Source organism: Myxococcales bacterium, assembly GCA_016703425.1.
Classification (GTDB): domain Bacteria; phylum Myxococcota_A; class Polyangia; order Polyangiales; family Polyangiaceae; genus JADJCA01.
The window spans coordinates 194521-210290 of the sequence record JADJCA010000030.1 but is presented as its reverse complement, the minus strand read 5'-3'; the positions used below and the strand labels follow the sequence as shown (position 1 = coordinate 210290).

The 15770-nt window shown below is 68.4% G+C and carries 13 protein-coding genes; 3 read left to right on the top strand and 10 right to left on the bottom strand.

From position 1 onward, the window contains the following. Positions 1-2: 2 nt before the first annotated feature. The 3 genes from IPG50_37490 to IPG50_37480 form a co-directional block, all read right to left on the bottom strand. Positions 3-1583, bottom strand: a complete 1581-nt coding sequence (locus IPG50_37490) for an NAD(P)/FAD-dependent oxidoreductase (GenBank protein ID MBK6697841.1) — start codon at positions 1581-1583, stop codon at positions 3-5. Positions 1584-1585: 2 nt separating this feature from the next. Continuing rightward, the gene (locus tag IPG50_37485; GenBank protein ID MBK6697840.1) at positions 1586-2779 is read right to left on the bottom strand and encodes an aminomethyl transferase family protein; all 1194 of its coding nucleotides are present in this window, start codon (positions 2777-2779) and stop codon (positions 1586-1588) included. A 127-nt stretch (positions 2780-2906) separates the two neighbouring features. Continuing rightward, complete coding sequence (locus IPG50_37480; GenBank protein ID MBK6697839.1) at positions 2907-3107, bottom strand: SlyX family protein; 201 nt, start codon at positions 3105-3107, stop codon at positions 2907-2909. Between the two features lie 17 nt (positions 3108-3124). Here IPG50_37480 and hxpB point away from each other — a divergent pair, with 17 nt between their 5' ends. Next, positions 3125-3784, top strand: a complete 660-nt coding sequence (gene hxpB / locus IPG50_37475; GenBank protein ID MBK6697838.1) for a hexitol phosphatase HxpB — start codon at positions 3125-3127, stop codon at positions 3782-3784. Positions 3785-3794: 10 nt separating this feature from the next. Here hxpB and IPG50_37470 read toward each other — a convergent pair whose 3' ends face one another. From IPG50_37470 to IPG50_37455, 4 genes are all read right to left on the bottom strand, one after another. Beyond that, entirely contained in the window at positions 3795-4697 is a 903-nt protein-coding gene (locus tag IPG50_37470; GenBank protein MBK6697837.1) for a 2OG-Fe(II) oxygenase, read from the bottom strand. Positions 4698-4803: 106 nt separating this feature from the next. Continuing rightward, a complete protein-coding gene (locus IPG50_37465) occupies positions 4804-6699 on the bottom strand; it encodes a hypothetical protein (GenBank protein MBK6697836.1) in 1896 nt (631 codons plus the stop codon). Then, entirely contained in the window at positions 6696-8084 is a 1389-nt protein-coding gene (locus IPG50_37460) for a DUF58 domain-containing protein (GenBank protein ID MBK6697835.1), read from the bottom strand. The genes IPG50_37465 and IPG50_37460 overlap by 4 nt, the downstream gene beginning before the upstream one ends. Beyond that, a complete protein-coding gene (locus IPG50_37455; protein MBK6697834.1) occupies positions 8050-9015 on the bottom strand; it encodes a MoxR family ATPase in 966 nt (321 codons plus the stop codon). The genes IPG50_37460 and IPG50_37455 overlap by 35 nt, the downstream gene beginning before the upstream one ends. Here IPG50_37455 and cysK point away from each other — a divergent pair. Both cysK and IPG50_37445 read left to right on the top strand, forming a co-directional pair. After that, positions 9014-10009 carry a cysteine synthase A gene (gene cysK / locus IPG50_37450; protein MBK6697833.1) on the top strand — a complete coding sequence of 332 codons (996 nt, stop codon included), beginning with the start codon at positions 9014-9016 and terminating at the stop codon, positions 10007-10009. The genes IPG50_37455 and cysK overlap by 2 nt on opposite strands. After that, the gene (locus tag IPG50_37445) at positions 10009-10974 is read left to right on the top strand and encodes a serine acetyltransferase (GenBank protein ID MBK6697832.1); all 966 of its coding nucleotides are present in this window, start codon (positions 10009-10011) and stop codon (positions 10972-10974) included. Before cysK ends, IPG50_37445 begins: the two co-directional genes overlap by 1 nt. 36 nt (positions 10975-11010) lie before the next feature. On the opposite strand, the gene IPG50_37440 is transcribed toward IPG50_37445, so the two are convergent. The 3 genes from IPG50_37440 to IPG50_37430 all read right to left on the bottom strand — a co-directional run bounded on the left by IPG50_37440 (position 11011) and on the right by IPG50_37430 (position 15723). After that, positions 11011-12765, bottom strand: coding sequence for a S9 family peptidase (locus tag IPG50_37440; protein ID MBK6697831.1), 1755 nt, complete (start codon positions 12763-12765; stop codon positions 11011-11013). A gap of 373 nt (positions 12766-13138) precedes the next feature. After that, positions 13139-14653 (bottom strand): MFS transporter, encoded by a 1515-nt coding sequence (locus IPG50_37435; protein ID MBK6697830.1) that lies wholly within the window; start codon positions 14651-14653, stop codon positions 13139-13141. A 101-nt stretch (positions 14654-14754) separates the two neighbouring features. Next, a complete protein-coding gene (locus IPG50_37430) occupies positions 14755-15723 on the bottom strand; it encodes a VWA domain-containing protein (GenBank protein MBK6697829.1) in 969 nt (322 codons plus the stop codon). Positions 15724-15770 lie beyond the last annotated feature (47 nt).

Below are 15770 nucleotides of genomic sequence, written 5' to 3'. Positions count from 1 at the left end.
GATCACACCCCGTCCTTGAGCATCTCGACGGCCGCCAAGCGCCCCGACGCGCCCATGATGCCGCCGCCAGGGTGCGTCCCCGCGCCGCACTGGTAATAGCCGCGGATCGGTGTCCGGTACTTCGCCCACTCAGGCAGCGGCCTTAGGAAGAAGAGCTGACTCAGCGCCAGCTCGCCCTGGAAGATGTTGCCCTCGGTCAGGCCGATGGTGTCTTCGATGTCCTTCGGCGTGATGACCTGCCGGTGCAGGATGGCGCTCTTCAAGTTCGGCGCGTATTCGGCGAGCGTGTCGATGACGGCGTCACCGAAGGCCTCGCGCTGCTGGGCGTTCCAGCCGCCCTCGAGGTGGTAAGGGCAATATTGAACGAAGGCGCTCATGACGTGTTTGCCGGGCGGCGCCATGCCTGGGTCGAGGACCGACGGAAAAATCACGTCCATGTACGGCTTCTTGGAGAACTGCCCGTACTTGGCGTCGTCGTAGGCGCGCTCGAGGTAGTCCACGCTCGGGCTGATGGAGACGGCGCCGCGATGAAGGCGAGCGTCGTTGGGCAGGCACGTGAAGCGCGGCAGCTCCGAGAGCGCGAGGTTGACCTTCCCCGACGAGCCCCGGTAACGGAAGCGCCGAATCGTCGAAACGAGGTCGTCGGGCAGCTCTTTCGCGTCGACGAGACGAAGAAACGTCTGCGACGGGTCGAGGCCCGAGACGACGCTCTTCGCGACGATCTCTTCGCCGCCCTCGAGCACCACGCCGGTCGCCCGGCCTCCCTTGACGAGGACCTTGTGAACCTTCGCTTCGGTGCGGATCTCGGCGCCGAAAGCCCGCGCCGCGCCGGCGATGGCCTCGCTGATGGCACCGGTCCCGCCTTTGGCAAAACCCCAGGCGCGGAAGGCGCCGTCGATCTCACCCATGTAGTGGTGGAGAAGCACGTACGCCGTCCCCGGCGACCGCGGCCCCAAGAACGTGCCGATGATGCCGCTCGCCGACTTGGTGGCCTTGAGCGGCTCGCACTCGAACCACTCGTCCAGGAAGTCGGCCGCGCTCATCGTCATGAGCTTGTAGAGCGCATGAAAGTTCTCCTGGCTGAGGCCCTGAAAATGGCCCCCAAAGCGAGCCATCGAGCGAAGCTCGGTGGGGCGGAGCGACGTCGGATCGGGCGGCAGCATCCCGAGGATTGGCCGAACGGCCATGGCCATGTGGTGCATGAGGTGGCCAAACTCATCGACCGCCTCCGCGTCGCGCTTCGAGTGGCGATAGATCTCGCGCTTGGTGGCGTCGGCGTCGGCCCAGCCGGCGAGGTAGTCGCCGTTGGGGAGAGGCGTCACCGTGCTCTCGAGCGGCAGGATGTGCAGGCCGTGACGCGGCAGGTCGAGGTCGCGAATGATCTCCGGTCTGAGAAGGCTCACGACGTACGAGAAGACGGTGAACTTGAAGCCGGGAAAGATCTCCTCCGTCACGGCGGCGCCCCCAACTCGCTCGCGTTGTTCGAGCACGAGAACGGAGCGCCCGGCCTTGGCGAGGTAGCTGGCGGCCACGAGGCCGTTGTGACCCCCGCCGATGACGACGACGTCGTAACTCTTCGCCATGTTCAGCTCCTCTTCCGCTCGGGATTGAAAAACGGAAGCGCGGCCACGACAGCCTTCGCCTTCTTGCGCTGATGCTCAACGGTGACTTCGATCATGAGCGAGGTGCCGGCCTTGGCGAAGGCCGCCTCGACGTGCGCGAGGGCGATGAACTTCTTGAGCAGCGGCGACCAGCAGCCGCTGCTCGCGTAACCAACCTGGCGGCCCTCGGGGCCGTAAAGCGGCACGCTCGAGCGGAACGCCACGCTCGGAAGCCGCGGCGGCACGCCCGCTTCGAGGTAGAGCGCCTCGAGCGACACCCAGTCGACGTCGATGCCAACGAGCTGCCACGGCGAGCCCTTCGCGCGCTCCGCTTCGAGCGCGCGTTGCCCGACGAACTCGCCTTTGCCGGCCGATACGGCCCAGCCGAGTGACAACTCAAAGGGCGACGAGAGCTGCGAAGGCGAGATGGCACGGTGCGACGACACGTAGTCGACGTCGAGCATGATGAGGCCCGCCTCGATGCGCGCGACATCGAGGGCCCAGATGCCAGCCGGCGTGAGGCCGTAGTTGGCGCCGGCGTCGGTGAGCGCGTCCCAGACGGCGACGGCGCCGCCTTCGGGGATCCACAGCTCGTAGCCGAGGTCGCCGGTGTACCCGGTGCGCGAGACCTGGACGCGCACGCCGCCGAGGGTGGCGTCGACGACGCGAAAGTACTTGAGGTCCGTGACGGCACCGCTGGTGGCCTCGCCGAGGATGTCGCGCGCCCTCGGCCCTTGGAGCGCGAGGGCCGCCGTCTCCAGTGAAACGTCGTCGATCGTGACGTTCATGCCGACGGCGTTGAGCGTTAGCCAACGAAGCGACGGGTCAGCGGCCGTCATACGGAAGGTGCTCTCGCCGAGGCGCGAGACGGTGCCGTCGTCGATGACCTTTCCGGCGCTGTCGCACCAGGGCGTGTAGAGCACCTGCCCGACCTGGCACTTTCTTACGTCGCGCGTCACCACGCGGTCCAAGAGGCGCGCCGCGTCGGGTCCCTCGATGCGGTACTTCCAGAGCGGCGACACGTCGATGAGCCCGGCGGCGTTGCGCAGCGCCGCGTATTCGCGGTCGTGGCTCACGTCGTAGGCGCTCGCGACGAAATTCCCGGCCCAACGGCGCCACGCTTGGCTCTCGGCCATGAGCGGGCCCGTGCGTGGGTGAAACGGCGTGTACTTGGCCATCGCGTCCTTCCCGAGAGGCCGGCGTACTCGCGCCTCATCGGCCCGTCAAACCGAGCTTGCAGCGCGAGCCGCGGTCGGTGTCGTCGCGGCTGTCGCGCGACGGATACAGCGCGCTCACGGAGCGCTGTTAATAGTGCGGCGGCGGCTCGTCGCCGATGGGTGTCCCCGTCTGCTCACCGAGGTCGCGGAGCCTCTTGGTGGCCGAGGCGAGCTGAGCCGTGAGCTGCAAGATCGACCGTTCGTGCGAGTGCACCATCTCCGAGAGGTGCTCCACGGTCCGCTTCATTTCCATGTACCGGAGCTCGAGCTCCACGAGGCGTGATTCCATGTGTATCTTGCCGGAGCATGGCACCTCGGGCCTCGGCCGTCATCTTCGACATGGACGGCGTGCTCGTCGACTCAGAGCCGCTGTGGCGCGTCGCCGAGGTCGAGACCTTCGCGGCCTTCGGCATCGTCCTCACACCCGAACAGAGCGAAGCGACGCTCGGCCTCCGCATCGACGACGTCGTGAACCTCGTCGTCGGTGAGCGCCAGGACGTGGACCGTCACGCCGTCGGCCAGGCCACGCTCGCGCGCATGCGAGAGTTGATCGCGCGCGAGGGCAAGGCGTTGCCGGGCGCCAAGGCCGCCGTTGACCGCGCAGGGGCCCGGGGCCTGAAGGTCGGCCTCGCCTCGTCTTCGCCGCGCTCGCTCATCGACGTCGTCCTCATGCGACTGGGCCTCGAAGGCGCGTTCGAAGCCGTGCACTCGGCGGAAGACGAGCCCTTCGGCAAGCCGCATCCGGCGGTGTACCTGAGCGCTGCGGCGCGCCTCGGCGTCGCCCCCGCACGTTGCATCGCCATCGAAGACTCGCTTCGCGGCGTCATCGCCGCGAAGGCCGCGTCGATGCGCTGCGTCGCCGTCCCGGCCAAGGCCGACGCGCGCTTCGCCGTCGCCGACGTCGTGCTCTCGAGCCTCACCGAGCTAAACGACGAGGTCTGGGGCAAACTCTCCTCGCTCGCTTAGGTCGCCAGCGTCATCGCTCGAAGACGATGGGCAAGGTCACCTTCGAGCGGCCCTTCCGCTTCGAAAAGCGGAACGACGCGACGGTCCGCGCGACGGCGAGGATGAGCTGGTCGCGCATCTTCTCGTAGGGCGACGGCACGCGCGTCGTGTCGGACAAAATGCTGAGCGTGGTCACCTTCCCGGCGGCGGTGACCGTGAAGCCGAGACACAACGCGCCGGCGATGGGGAGTTCCTCTGCGATCTCGGAGATGGCCGCCGGGAGCTCAGCGATGCGGTCGGCGAGCTCCTCCACGGGAAGCGGTCCCTCAATGAACGGCCTCGGCTGTACGAACCAACCGTGAATGACCAAGCGCCCTTCGCGCGGGTCGTGGGTGCCCTCGACGCGGCGGACGCCGTGCGGGATGCGGGGGTCGAAGGCGACGAGGCGATTGAAGCGCGGCGGCACCAGCGTGATCAGATCGGGCGACTCGACGGAGCGCGTGGACGCGAAGTCGTCCCAGTAGTCGAGGAGTCCCTCGTTGAGCATCAGCGTCTCGCCGCCCTTGAAGGCGCGCTTCTGCCAGGGCGTCAGCGAGAAGACGAAGGCAAAGGGGCCGTGCGGCAAGTCCCCATGAAGCTCCTGCCGGCACCCTTCCACGTAGAGGCTGAGCCAAGGCGGCGAGACGTCGTGGCACCCGAGCGTGCGCCTCCCCCACTGGACCAGGTTGCGGTGAAACGACTCGTAGAGCTTCTTCGGGAAGTACTCCCACGCGGGCGTTCTCAGCAGCGTGTATTGGTCCGGCACGTGCCAGTAGTCCCAAACGAACCGATCGCCGCGCGCCGAGCGGGGGTCCTTGTAGCGCTCGTCGAAGACCGAGCGGAGCGCTCGCGCTTCTTTCGCAAAATCATCGACCACCAGGAGCGAACGGTTCATGGCTCACTGGTACCGCCTCGATGGGCAACGCGTCCATGTTTCGACGCCTCGCGACGGGCCGCGATTCTTCCGCGAACGTGGGCCCCGAACGAGGGTCGCGAGGGACTCAGCGCCGTGGGCGCGCCGCCGCGAGCGCCTCCGGCAGCGCCGCGTCGGCCTTCTCGCCGTAGCGAACGTCGACGTAGCGGAGCAAGAGCGCGCCGAGCTCCTCGGGCAGCCGCGCTGCGAAGGCCTCGAGCGGCTCCGTATCACCCTTGACGAGACCGGCCGCCGCCAAGTCTTCGAGGAACGTCGCGAAGGCCGGCATGGGGGCGGAGAACGCGAGCGCCGGCGACGGCCCCTCGACCGGCGGCGGGGCCTTCCGTCCGAGGGCGCGAACCAGCGCGAAGACTAGGAGTCCGAGGACCGCCGAGACGGAGAGCTGCGCGATGGTGCGCTCGGCGAGCCAGTCTTCCACGAGGCCCGCTCCGGCGGAGAACATCTCCGCCACGGCGGTCGCGCCCTCTTGCTCTTGCTCGCGCTGGAACGTGCCGCTCACGGGCGTGGGGTCGAAGGTCACCCAGCCGCGCCCCGGGAGCCACGCCTCGACCCAAGAGTGGGCGTTGCGATCACGCACGACGTAGTGCCCGAGGTACGGGTTGTGCTCCGAGACGCGATAACCGGCGACGACGCGCGCCGGCACGCCGATGGACCGAGCCATGAGCGCCATGGCGCTCGCGAAATATTCGCAGTGGCCAACCCGGTGCATGAACAAGAAGTCGAGCACCGGATCGAGGTGCGTCTTGCGCGCGCTCTCCAGTGAGTAGTCGAAGTCCTGTTGGAGGCGCTGCTCGATAGCGAGGAGCGCCTCGTGGGGCGCCTTCGCGCCGGCGGCCTGTGCCCACTGGCTCGCGAGCGCGTTGAGCGGCGGGGCCAGCTCGGCCGACAGTTCGCGGTCCTCGGGGCCGAAAGGCGCAAGCTCGGCGATCTTTCGCGCGCTCGTCCCGTCGGTGCGCACCCAATAGCTTGCGTCGGAGCTCTCCCGGTTGATGCGCACGACGCCGTGAGCGTCGGCGCTCGGCGTTCCGCTCGCGACGGCCAGCTCGCTCATCGACAGGGGCAAGAACAGGCGATCGGTCGCCTCACCGACCTCCTTCACGAAGAGCACGTCGGCGCCCTCGAGGAGCCGCCGAACCGCGAGGGCCTTGGGCGCCCCCGCCGCTTGGCGCACCCAGCGCGACCCCTCGTAGCGATCGAAGACGACGCCGCGGAGCCGCTCGACCCTGGGCCCGCGCAAGCGGAGCACGATGCGGCTCGAGCGGAGCAGCCGCGTCTCCTTCGCCGTCATCTCGCGCTGCAGGCGCATCGTGTCGGAGAACGTCGCGCGCGCGGCCATCGAGTCGAGGAAGGCGCGTTCGATGCGCTTCTCGACGAAATTGGCGATAGGCCGAAGCACGAGAGCGAGCGACACCGCGAGCGCGCACGCGAGGCCCACGATGATCGCCGCGACGGGCGCCGCCGTGCGCGGCACCTCGCGCCCCTTCGCGCGATGCAAGTCCCCCACGCGGAGCGACGCCACGACGCTCGCCAGCGCCGCGGCGACGATGACGCCGTAAGGCTTTCCTACCCGAGCGCCACCGCAGGCCATCACGCTGACGAAGGCCAAGAGCGCGTTGGGCGCGTGCCCCCACTCGACGTCGGCGACGATGACGCGAAACGCCGCGATGGCCAGCGGTGCGACCGCGAGGCCAAAGGCGAACGCCCCCAAATGGGTATCGCTGCGCGCGGCGAGGCCCAACGCGCGCACGGCGGCAATGACGAGCACCACAAGCACCAGCGACGCGAGCCGCTGCGTCGGTCGGTCGAGCGGCAGTCGGGGCCCGAGCACGACCGCCAAGAGGAGCGCGAGACCAAGGAGCGGCGCGGCCAGCGGCACCGGCGACGCCATGGCCAGCGCGAGCGTCGCTACCAGGAGCGGAATCGCGCGAACGAACCGCGGCCCAAGCTCGTCTGCGCGACTCACAGGGGCACCGCCGCTCCGAGGAGAACCGCCTCTGCCGCAACGGTCCTCACGGTGCCCGCGGCGCGTTCGCCCTCGGGCAGCGTGACCAAGACGAGCGACGCCAACCCCGCGGTCTCCAGCTTCTTCACGAGCGCCTCGCGACGCGCGTCCCACTCGGAGCAGACGAGGACGATGGCGGCGAAGCGATCGCGCTCCGCCAAGAGCGGCTCGACCGAGACCTCGACGTCGAGCGGAGCCTCTCGCTCGACGGCCGCCAGCCGATCGAGCGCCACCTCGAGCGTGCCCCGACCTCGACCGAGCGGCGTGGCGCGCGGCGCTTCAACCGTCGTGGCGGCGCCGGGCGCGTGCGCCTGCGAGCCGGCGACTCGTTCTCCAACGACGAACAGATCGATGAGCGTCTCACCTCGAAGGAGGCGCTCCACGACGCCGGCCGCCAGCGAGAGCGCCGCCTCGAGCGGCGCGTCCTCGGCGTAGCGCTTTCGCTTTCGCTCCGTCGTCGCGGCGTCGACGACGACGGCCACGTGCGTGAAGAACTCTTCCTGGTATTCGCGCACGTGAGGCACGCCCGTGCGGGCCCACGTCTTTGTGTGCAAGTCGCGAACCGGATCCCCGGGTCGGTAGGGGCGCACGCCGGCCAGCTCCCGCGAGTCGGCGAGGTGGCTCACGCGCGGCACGCCCCCGGGGTGATGGCGCCGAGCCCGCGGCAAGGTGAGGCTCGTGACGTTCGCCACCTTCGGCACCACGAGAAAGCGCGGCGCCTCCGTGAAGAGCGGCGGTCCCAAGGCCAAGCCGAGGGGGACGAGCGCTTGCACCCGGACCGGGTCGAGGTGGTGCTCGCCGCGTCGGTGAAACGTAGCGATGAGCGTCGCGCGCGCGCGCGCGCCTCGGCGCAAGACAGCGAGGCCCGTCGCGCGCTGTTGCCACTGGCCGTCCCATGGCAAAAACGGCCCGCGAACCCGTAACGACGTCGGCGACGCGTCGCCCTCGTTGTCGAGCACCACCGTCAGGTGCGTCGCCGCGCCCATGGCCACGCGTCGCGGCACCGACACGCTGGCTCGCACGCCGCGCAACCGATAGGCGAACGAGACCACAAACGACGCCGCGAGGAGCCCGACGAGCGCGCCCCACGCGACGTGACTCTGGGAACGACGCACGTCGAGCGCCGCCAACGCCGCCGGCGCCGCCAAGAGGAGCAAGAGCGACCCTTCTTGGCTGAAGCGACGGAGGACAGAGGCGACGACGCCGAGGACTCGGCCCGCGCGCGTGTGCCGATAGCGATCGCGCTCGGCGCTCGAGTCGGGGACGAGCACGTGGTTTTGCCTTGCGAAGGGCGTCAGCGCCACGATGACCTCACACGGGGACGGCGACGCGGCCGACGAGCTCACCGATGACGCTCGCGTCGCTGCGGCCGCCGAGGCGCGCCGACGGCGTGAGGCGAAGGCGATGCGCCAAGACGGACGCCGCGAGCGCTTGGACGTCGGCGGGGCTCACGTAGTCGCGCCCCTCGAGGAGCGCTCGCGCCTGGCACGCGCGAAACAGGGCCAGCGACGCGCGCGGGCTGCCGCCGATCTCGATCTCGGCGCTGGTGCGCGTCGCCTCGATGATGCGAAGCACGTACTTGGCGACGTCCTCCTTGACGATGACGCCTTGCACTTGGCGCTGGAGCGCCAGAAGCTCGTCTCTCGCCATCATCGGCTCGAGGCGCGAGAGCGGATCGGCCGTGGCGCGCGCGAAGAGAATGCGGAGCTCAGCCTCCGCCGAGGGGTAGCCGATGGTCGTTCGGAGCAGGAACCGATCGAGCTGGGCTTCCGGCAGCGGATAGGTCCCGGAGAAGTCCGCGGGGTTCTGGGTGGCCACCACGAAAAATGGCGAGGGCAACGGGTGCGAGACGCCATCGATGGTCGCCTGGGCCTCGTTCATCGCCTCGAGGAGCGCCGACTGCGTTCGCGGCGAAGCGCGGTTGATCTCGTCCGCGAGCAGGACGCTCGTGAAGATCGGCCCGCGACGAAGCTCGAAGGTGCCGTCGGCGGGCCGCAGCACCTGCGTGCCCAAGATGTCGCTGGGCAAGAGATCGGGCGTAAATTGAACGCGCGCGAAGTCGACGGCGAACACCCTCGCGATGGCCTTGGCAAGCGTCGTCTTCCCCACGCCCGGGACGTCCTCGAGGAGCACGTGGCCGCGCGCCAGGACGGCGACCAGGACGAGATCGAGGACCTCGCCTTTGCCTTCGATGACCGTAGAGAGCGCCGAGCGAACCTTGAGGAGAGCTTCCGGAATGGGCACGAGGGAAATTGAGGATACTCTAGCGGGCACCATGCCGAACCGCTTTCCCAACGTCTTCGAAGACAACAGCCAGAGTATCGGCCGAACGCCGCTCGTTCGACTGGGCCGCATCGCCAAGGGCGCCGGCGCCACGGTGCTCGCGAAGATCGAGGGGCGAAACCCCGCCTACTCGGTCAAGTGCCGCATCGGCGCCGCCATGATCTGGGACGCCGAAGAGAAGGGCCTCCTCGGACCGGGCAAAGCCATCGTCGAGGCGACCAGCGGCAACACCGGCATCGCGCTGGCGTTCGCCGCAGCGTCGCGCGGCATCGAGTGCGTGCTCACCATGCCCGAGACGATGAGCATGGAGCGCCGCAAGGTCTTGGTCGCGCTCGGGGCAAAGCTCATCCTCACGCCCGCGGCGCTCGGCATGAAGGGCGCCATCGCGAAGGCCGAAGACCTCGCCAAGAGCGAGCCGGGGAAGTTCGTCGCCGTGCGCCAGTTCGAAAACCCCGCGAACCCGGACATTCACGAGAAGACGACCGGCGTCGAGATCTGGGACGACACGGGCGGCGACGTCGACGTGTTCGTGGCCGGCGTCGGCACCGGCGGCACAATCACCGGCGTGAGCCGCTACTTCGAAAAGAAGCGCGGCAAGGCGCTCCATTCGGTCGCCGTCGAGCCCGCCCACTCGCCCGTCATCACGCAGACCCGCGCCGGCGAGCCGCTCGCGCCGGCGCCCCACAAGATTCAGGGCATCGGCGCCGGCTTCGTCCCGAAGAACCTCGATTTGTCCCTCGTCGATCAGGTGGAGCAGGTGACCAACGACGAAGCCATCGCCATGGCGCGGCGCCTCGCCCGTGAAGAAGGGATTCTTTGTGGCGTCTCCTGCGGTGCCGCGGCGACGGCGGCGCTCCGCCTCGCCGACGATCCGAAATGGTCCGGCAAGGTCATCGTCGTCGTCCTCCCCGATTCCGGCGAGCGCTACCTCTCGGGGCCTCTCTTCGAGGGGATGTTCGACGAGGTCATCAACATGCAGGCCACTTGATGACGGCCTTCGAGGGAATCGCTCACGCGCTCGCCGAAGGGTATCGAGACGGGCGCTGCCAACACATCGGCCGCGGCTTCATCCCGTCGAGAGAAGAGATCACGACCATCCTCGAGACGCTCCTCGCGGTCCTCTACCCGGGCTATTTCGGCGACGCCGACCTCCGCACGGCGACGCTCGAGGAGCACGTGGTGACCGATCTCGTGCGCGCCCACGACGCGCTCGTGCAGCAGGTGCACCGCTGCCTCTGCCTCACGTCGGCGCCCGCATCAGCCGACGCGTCCGTCGACGAGGCCACGACAAGCATCGACCGCGCAGCCGCCCGCGCGAGCGCCGAGCGCATCTCGGAGGCGCTCTTGCGGTCTCTGCCAGAGGTCCGCAAGAAGCTGGTCTTGGACGCGCAGGCCGCCTTCGACGGCGATCCGGCGGCGCGCTCGCTCGACGAGGTCGTGCTGGCGTACCCGGGGTTCTTGGCGATCTCGGTCTATCGCGTGGCCCACGAGCTCTACCGCCTCGAGGTCCCTCTCATGCCGCGCATCATGAGCGAGTGGGCCCATACGCGGACCGGCGCCGACATTCACCCCGGCGCCACCATCGGCGAACGGTTCTTCATCGACCACGCCACGGGCGTCGTCATCGGCGAAACGACGGTCATCGGTAACGGCGTTCGCCTCTACCAAGGCGTCACGCTCGGAGCGCTCAGCCTTCCGCGCGACGAGGTCTCGGGGCGCGTCATCCGCGGGCAAAAGCGCCACCCCACCGTCGAGGACGACGTCACCATCTACGCCAACGCCACAGTGCTCGGCGGGTCCACCGTCGTCGGCAAGGGCAGCGTCGTCGGCGGCTCGGTGTTTCTCACCAAGAGCGTGCCGCCGGGCCAACGCGTCGCCGTCGACGCGCCGAAGCTCCGCGTCCTCGGTGAAGCACCGAAGGCGACGCCATCGGCGCCGGATTTCGAGATCTGAAGCTCCCCCCAAGCGCCGCTCGAAGCGAGCTCGCGGCTACTTCATCAGGTGTTCACGCATGAAGCGAAGCGCGTGCCCCAGCTCGAGCACGCGGTTCTCGCGCTTCTGCGAGCCGTGGCCCTCGTCGGCGAAGAGGATGAGGCCTGTGGTGACGCCGCGCGCCGCGAGCGCGTCGACCATCTGGATGGCCTCGCCGGCGGGCACGCGCGGATCGTTCGCGCCTTGAATCAAGAGGAGCGGCGCCTTGACGTTGCCCACGTGGGTCGTCGGCGACAGCTTCACGAGCGCCTCCTTGTCCTTCTCCGGATCGCCGTACTCGCTGATGCGCAGCGCGCGCCGGTAGGGCGCCGTGTTGTTCAGGAAGGTCACGAGGTTCGCGATGCCGACGATCGACACACCCGCGTCGTAGCTGCCAGCGAAGCGCGTCATGGCCATGAGCGTCGCGTAGCCGCCGTAGCTGCCCCCGATCACGCCGACCTTCGGCTCCTTGCCGTTTTTGGCGAAGGCCGCCCGGACGTGTTTGGCCGCGTCCTCGATGTCTCCGATGACGTCGAGGCGCTTCGCGCCGTCGTCGGCGCGAAGGTAAGCCTTGCCGTAGCCGTCGCTGCCGCGAACGTTCGGGTCAATCCAGACGAAGCCCGCGTCGACGAAGAGCTGCGCCCACGCGCTGAACCCGGAGAGCGACTGCGCCTCGGGCCCCCCGTGAAAGTGCACCACCACGGGACACGGCTCGGACGCGCAGGACTTCGGGCGCCGCACGAACATCGGGATCTTCGTGCCGTCCTTCGCCACGTAGTGCTCGAGCGTCGCCTTGACGAAGCTCGCCGTGTCGAGCTCCGGCGCGCTCGGCAGCGCCCACGGCGTCACCTTGTTGGCCTTGAGATCAAGCACCAAGGGAATCGCCGGCGCGCCGCTCGTCCGCACGAGGAGCGTCGCGTGACGACCGTCCCGCGCCACCGACGCAATGCGCACGTGATCGGCATCGGGCACCGCCGGCGTCGGCCGCTCCTTGCCGGAGGCGAGGTCGAGGACACGGAGGCGCGTCGAGCCGCCTTCGTTGACGTTGTAGAGGAGCACGGTGCGGGCGTCGTCCACGACGAAGCCCGTGACGTCGGCCTTCAGCTCCGGCGAGAGCGCCACGAAGGGCTCCACCTTGTCGCCGGCGCCGCCCGCACGTTTGGCGCGGTAGAGCCGCCGGTATTCGCCGAGCTTGTTGGTCAGGACGAAGAGCTCGCCCTCGGACTTGCCGTAGGTGACCTCGTACTCCTCCTTTTCAGAGGCGCCGAGCAGCGGCACGAGGGTCTTCTTGTCGAGGTCGAGCTCGTGGATCTCCCGCGAGAGCGAGCCGGTGGCCTTGGCGAGCAGGAGCTTCGAGCCCGACGTGTCGAAGACCGACCACAGCCCGTCTTGTTCGAAAACCGTCTCGACGCGGCTCTCCTTGAAGTCCCATCGATAGACGACGTACGCGTCGGGCTTCTTGTCATTGGCGGTAAAGTAGAGATATCGCCCGTCTTTGCTGATGCGGTGAGCCCTCGCCTGCACCTTTGGCTTGTGCATGACGACTCGCAGCGGGCCGCCGTCTTTGCTCTGAAGGTACAGGCCCGGGTACTCCTCGCCCTTGGTGTCGCGCGCGACGACGAGCGTCTTGCCGTCGGGCGTGACGTTGACGATGGCCGTGGCGTCTTCGCCGCCGGTGAGCTGCACGGGAAAGCGATTGGGACCGTCGAGGCGATAGATCTGCTGGGTCCCGGTGACGGCCCACGAGAACACCAGCGCGCCGGCGCCCGGCAAAGGATCCCCGCGCCGGGCCCTCGCACGTCGAGCATGCTCTGGACCTTGCGACTCAGCTCACCGGGGAGCGGCGGCGGCGCGAAGCGCTTCAACAGCTCGGGGCTGACCGAGCCGGCGCCGTGGCCCGCGTAGGTCGCGCCAGCGTCGGCGGCGCTCGCGGCCCTTTGGGCGGGCGCTGGCGTGGGGCCAGCGTCGGCGGCCGCTAGCGGTCGCGGAAAGATCGGGGCGTCGGCGCCTTCCGGCGGCGCACCGCAGGCCAACACGAAGACGAGGGAGAGCGCTGTGGCGAAGGAGCGTTCAAGAGGCATGGGTGGGGTGCGTTCCTGAGAGTGGTCAGAAGGGGACGAAGAATGAGAGCGCGCAACTCGTTCCGTCAGACGTCGAGGTCTTTCCAGCGCTTGCTGGCCTGCGAGAACAGGATGAGGCCGATGAGCGACGCGACGCCGATGGCCGCGAAGGGGTACCAAACCTGGAACGGCTTGTAGGTGTCCCACAAGAGCTGGTTGATGGCGCTCGCGTCGAGGCCCGTCTCGCGAATGAGCGTCTCGACGGCGGCCGGGCGCTTGATGCCGAGGAAGTCCGGGAGCCGCGCGATATTTCCGTCCCACGCTCCCTTCGAGCGCCCGAGCTCGGTCTTCTCCGCGAGGTAGCGGAGGGCCAGCGTCGCCTTCTCGCCGCGGTCGCCGTAGAGCGCGCCAGCGATCTTGGCGCCGAGCGCCTGGCCGATGGCCACGGGGATGTTGACGTAGCCGAGGTAGAGCGCCTTCTTCCCCGCTGGCGCGATAAGCGAGAAGTACTCGGTCTTCTTCGGGCCCGTGAGCATCTCACCGAGCGAGAAGAGTCCGATGCCGAGGAAGAGCACGTAGATCTTCGGCGAGGCGCCGTAGACGATGGTGCCGGCCGTCGCGATGGCGATGCCGATGGAGATGGCGGTGAGCACCCGCATCCGCGACACCAACGCCGAGATGGGCACCACGAAGAGGACCACGAGGACGGCGTTCAGGTTGAGCGCATTCTCCTGCTTCAACTGGACGCCGCGGGCATCCTTCATGGTCCACGACTCGGGAATCCACGTGTTCGCTTTGACGAAGCTGGCCGAGTCGATCCAGTCGGCGTAGAAGTTCGGCATCAAGTCCCAGAGCTGGTAGAGCATCATCCAGAAGCCGCTAAAGAGCAGGATGATCGTGATGAGCCGCCACTCGATGAGGTTCTTGACGGTGCTCCAGATGACGTGCCCGAGGGCCTTCGACTTGTCCCCGCCGGAGTCGACCTCGCGGTAGGTGAAGAGCATCAAGAAGTTGAGCGACGCGATGATCGCGCAGCCGTAGAAGACCCAAGGCCATCCCTTGCCGTGGAGGTAGCCGGCGAACGGCGGCCCGATGGCGGCGCCCACGTTGACGAGCCAGTAGAAGAGACCCCAGCCCACGCTCGAATTTTTCTTCGAGGTCGATTGCGCCAGGGTGCCCTGAATGCCCGGCTTGAAGATGGCCGTGCCAAAGGCCAAGAGCAGGCACCCGATGAAGAAGCCGGTGAACGTGCGCTGCGTCGCCATGCCGAGGTAGCCGGCGACCTTGAAGCACACGGCCAAGAAGATCGTCCCCTTGTAGCCGTAGCGATCGGAGAGGCCGCCGCTCACCATCGGTACGAGCGACTGCATGAGCGCCCACCACGCCAAGATGGTGGCCTTGTCGGTCTGGCTAAAGTGGAGCCCGCCCGGCTCGTCGGCCTGCGCGATGTAGATCGGGATGACGACGCGCACGCCGTAATACGCCAGGCGCTCCCACATCTCCATGGTGCAGCACATCCAGAAGGAGCGCGGAAAGGTCCGCACGGTCTCGAGGAACGTGAGCTTCGTTTCGTTTGAGTCGGTCGCCGGGGCCGCCGTCATGCGGGCGGTCTACACCGAACGCCACGCGCGCGAAAGCGCGCGAGGGGGCTTGCGGGCACGCGACGTCGCAGCTCAGCCGCCAGGCGCGACCCCGAGGAGGCTTACTTCGGGATCGGGTTCACGGTGCCGCCGCCAGGCGCGCAACCGTCGGCTGACGCCTGGATGGCGGCCATGGCGGCGATGAACGCCGCCGGGTCGCCGTTGCCGACGTTCCAGTGGCGACACGGCGCGGGGACGTTGCCACACGCGTTGGTGAGCGCGCCGACGGTCGCCGGGTGGGGAGGCGCGTTGCCGCCCTGCGCGATGGCCTCGAGGTTCTTGAAGTCGGCACCGGCCATGCCGATGACGTAGGTGCGGATCTGCGTCGCCGCGTAGTGCGTCTGCAAGAGACCGGAGAGGAAGTTGAGGCCCTCGTTGCAGCCGTTCGGGTCGCCGTCGGTGATGAGGACGCCGATGGTCACGCGCCCGGGCCTACGATTGGCCGGCGTCGCCGTGAACCGCGTGATGCCTCGAATCGCGGCCTCGGTGGGCGTACCACCTCCGCCGCCGCCGCCGCCAGGGGACTCCGAGTTCAAGAGTCCATCGAACGTGTTGCTGGAGAGCTCCACAAAGCCGGACGGCGGAAGCGCGGCGACGTTGTAGCTATCGCCGGTCCCGCAGAGGTCCTTGTCGTGGCTCTTGAGAGGGAAAAACTGGAGCGCCGCCGCCTGCCCCTTCGCGCCGGCCGAGTTGAAGTAGCCGGAGAGCGCGTTGATGGCCTTGCACCACTTGGAGTTGACGTTCTGCCCGATGTTGCAGTCGCCCTGCCCGTCCTGCGCCGGCTCGTCCATGCTCCCCGAGCGATCGAACATCACGAACATGTCGACGGGCGCCGAGCAGTTGCCGCCGCCGCCAGCGCCGTCGCCGGTGCCGTTGCCGCCGTCGCCGCTCGTGTTGATGAACGCGCCGTCGAGGCTGCCGTTGCCGCCGCCGCCGTTGCCGCCGTTTGCGCCGTCGTCGGTCGACGAGCCGCAAGCGTAAAGAGCCGAGACCACGAGGCTGAATGCAGCGATGGAGCGAAGTCGGAGCATCCGCGGAGTCTAGCTTCGATCGCGCGGATACGCCCGATTTCGCCTTG

Bases quoted from the DNA above. Each gene is read 5' to 3' on its own strand.
- IPG50_37490 (MBK6697841.1), bottom strand. From the start codon at position 1,583: ATGGCGAAGAGTTACGACGTCGTCGTCATCGGCGGGGGTCACAACGGC.
- IPG50_37485 (MBK6697840.1), bottom strand. From the start codon at position 2,779: ATGGCCAAGTACACGCCGTTTCACCCACGCACGGGCCCGCTCATGGCC.
- IPG50_37480 (MBK6697839.1), bottom strand. From the start codon at position 3,107: ATGGAATCACGCCTCGTGGAGCTCGAGCTCCGGTACATGGAAATGAAG.
- hxpB (MBK6697838.1), top strand. From the start codon at position 3,125: ATGGCACCTCGGGCCTCGGCCGTCATCTTCGACATGGACGGCGTGCTC.
- IPG50_37470 (MBK6697837.1), bottom strand. From the start codon at position 4,697: ATGAACCGTTCGCTCCTGGTGGTCGATGATTTTGCGAAAGAAGCGCGA.
- cysK (MBK6697833.1), top strand. From the start codon at position 9,014: ATGCCGAACCGCTTTCCCAACGTCTTCGAAGACAACAGCCAGAGTATC.
- IPG50_37455 (MBK6697834.1), bottom strand. From the start codon at position 9,015: ATGGTGCCCGCTAGAGTATCCTCAATTTCCCTCGTGCCCATTCCGGAA.
- IPG50_37445 (MBK6697832.1), top strand. From the start codon at position 10,009: ATGACGGCCTTCGAGGGAATCGCTCACGCGCTCGCCGAAGGGTATCGA.
- IPG50_37435 (MBK6697830.1), bottom strand. From the start codon at position 14,653: ATGACGGCGGCCCCGGCGACCGACTCAAACGAAACGAAGCTCACGTTC.
- IPG50_37430 (MBK6697829.1), bottom strand. From the start codon at position 15,723: ATGCTCCGACTTCGCTCCATCGCTGCATTCAGCCTCGTGGTCTCGGCT.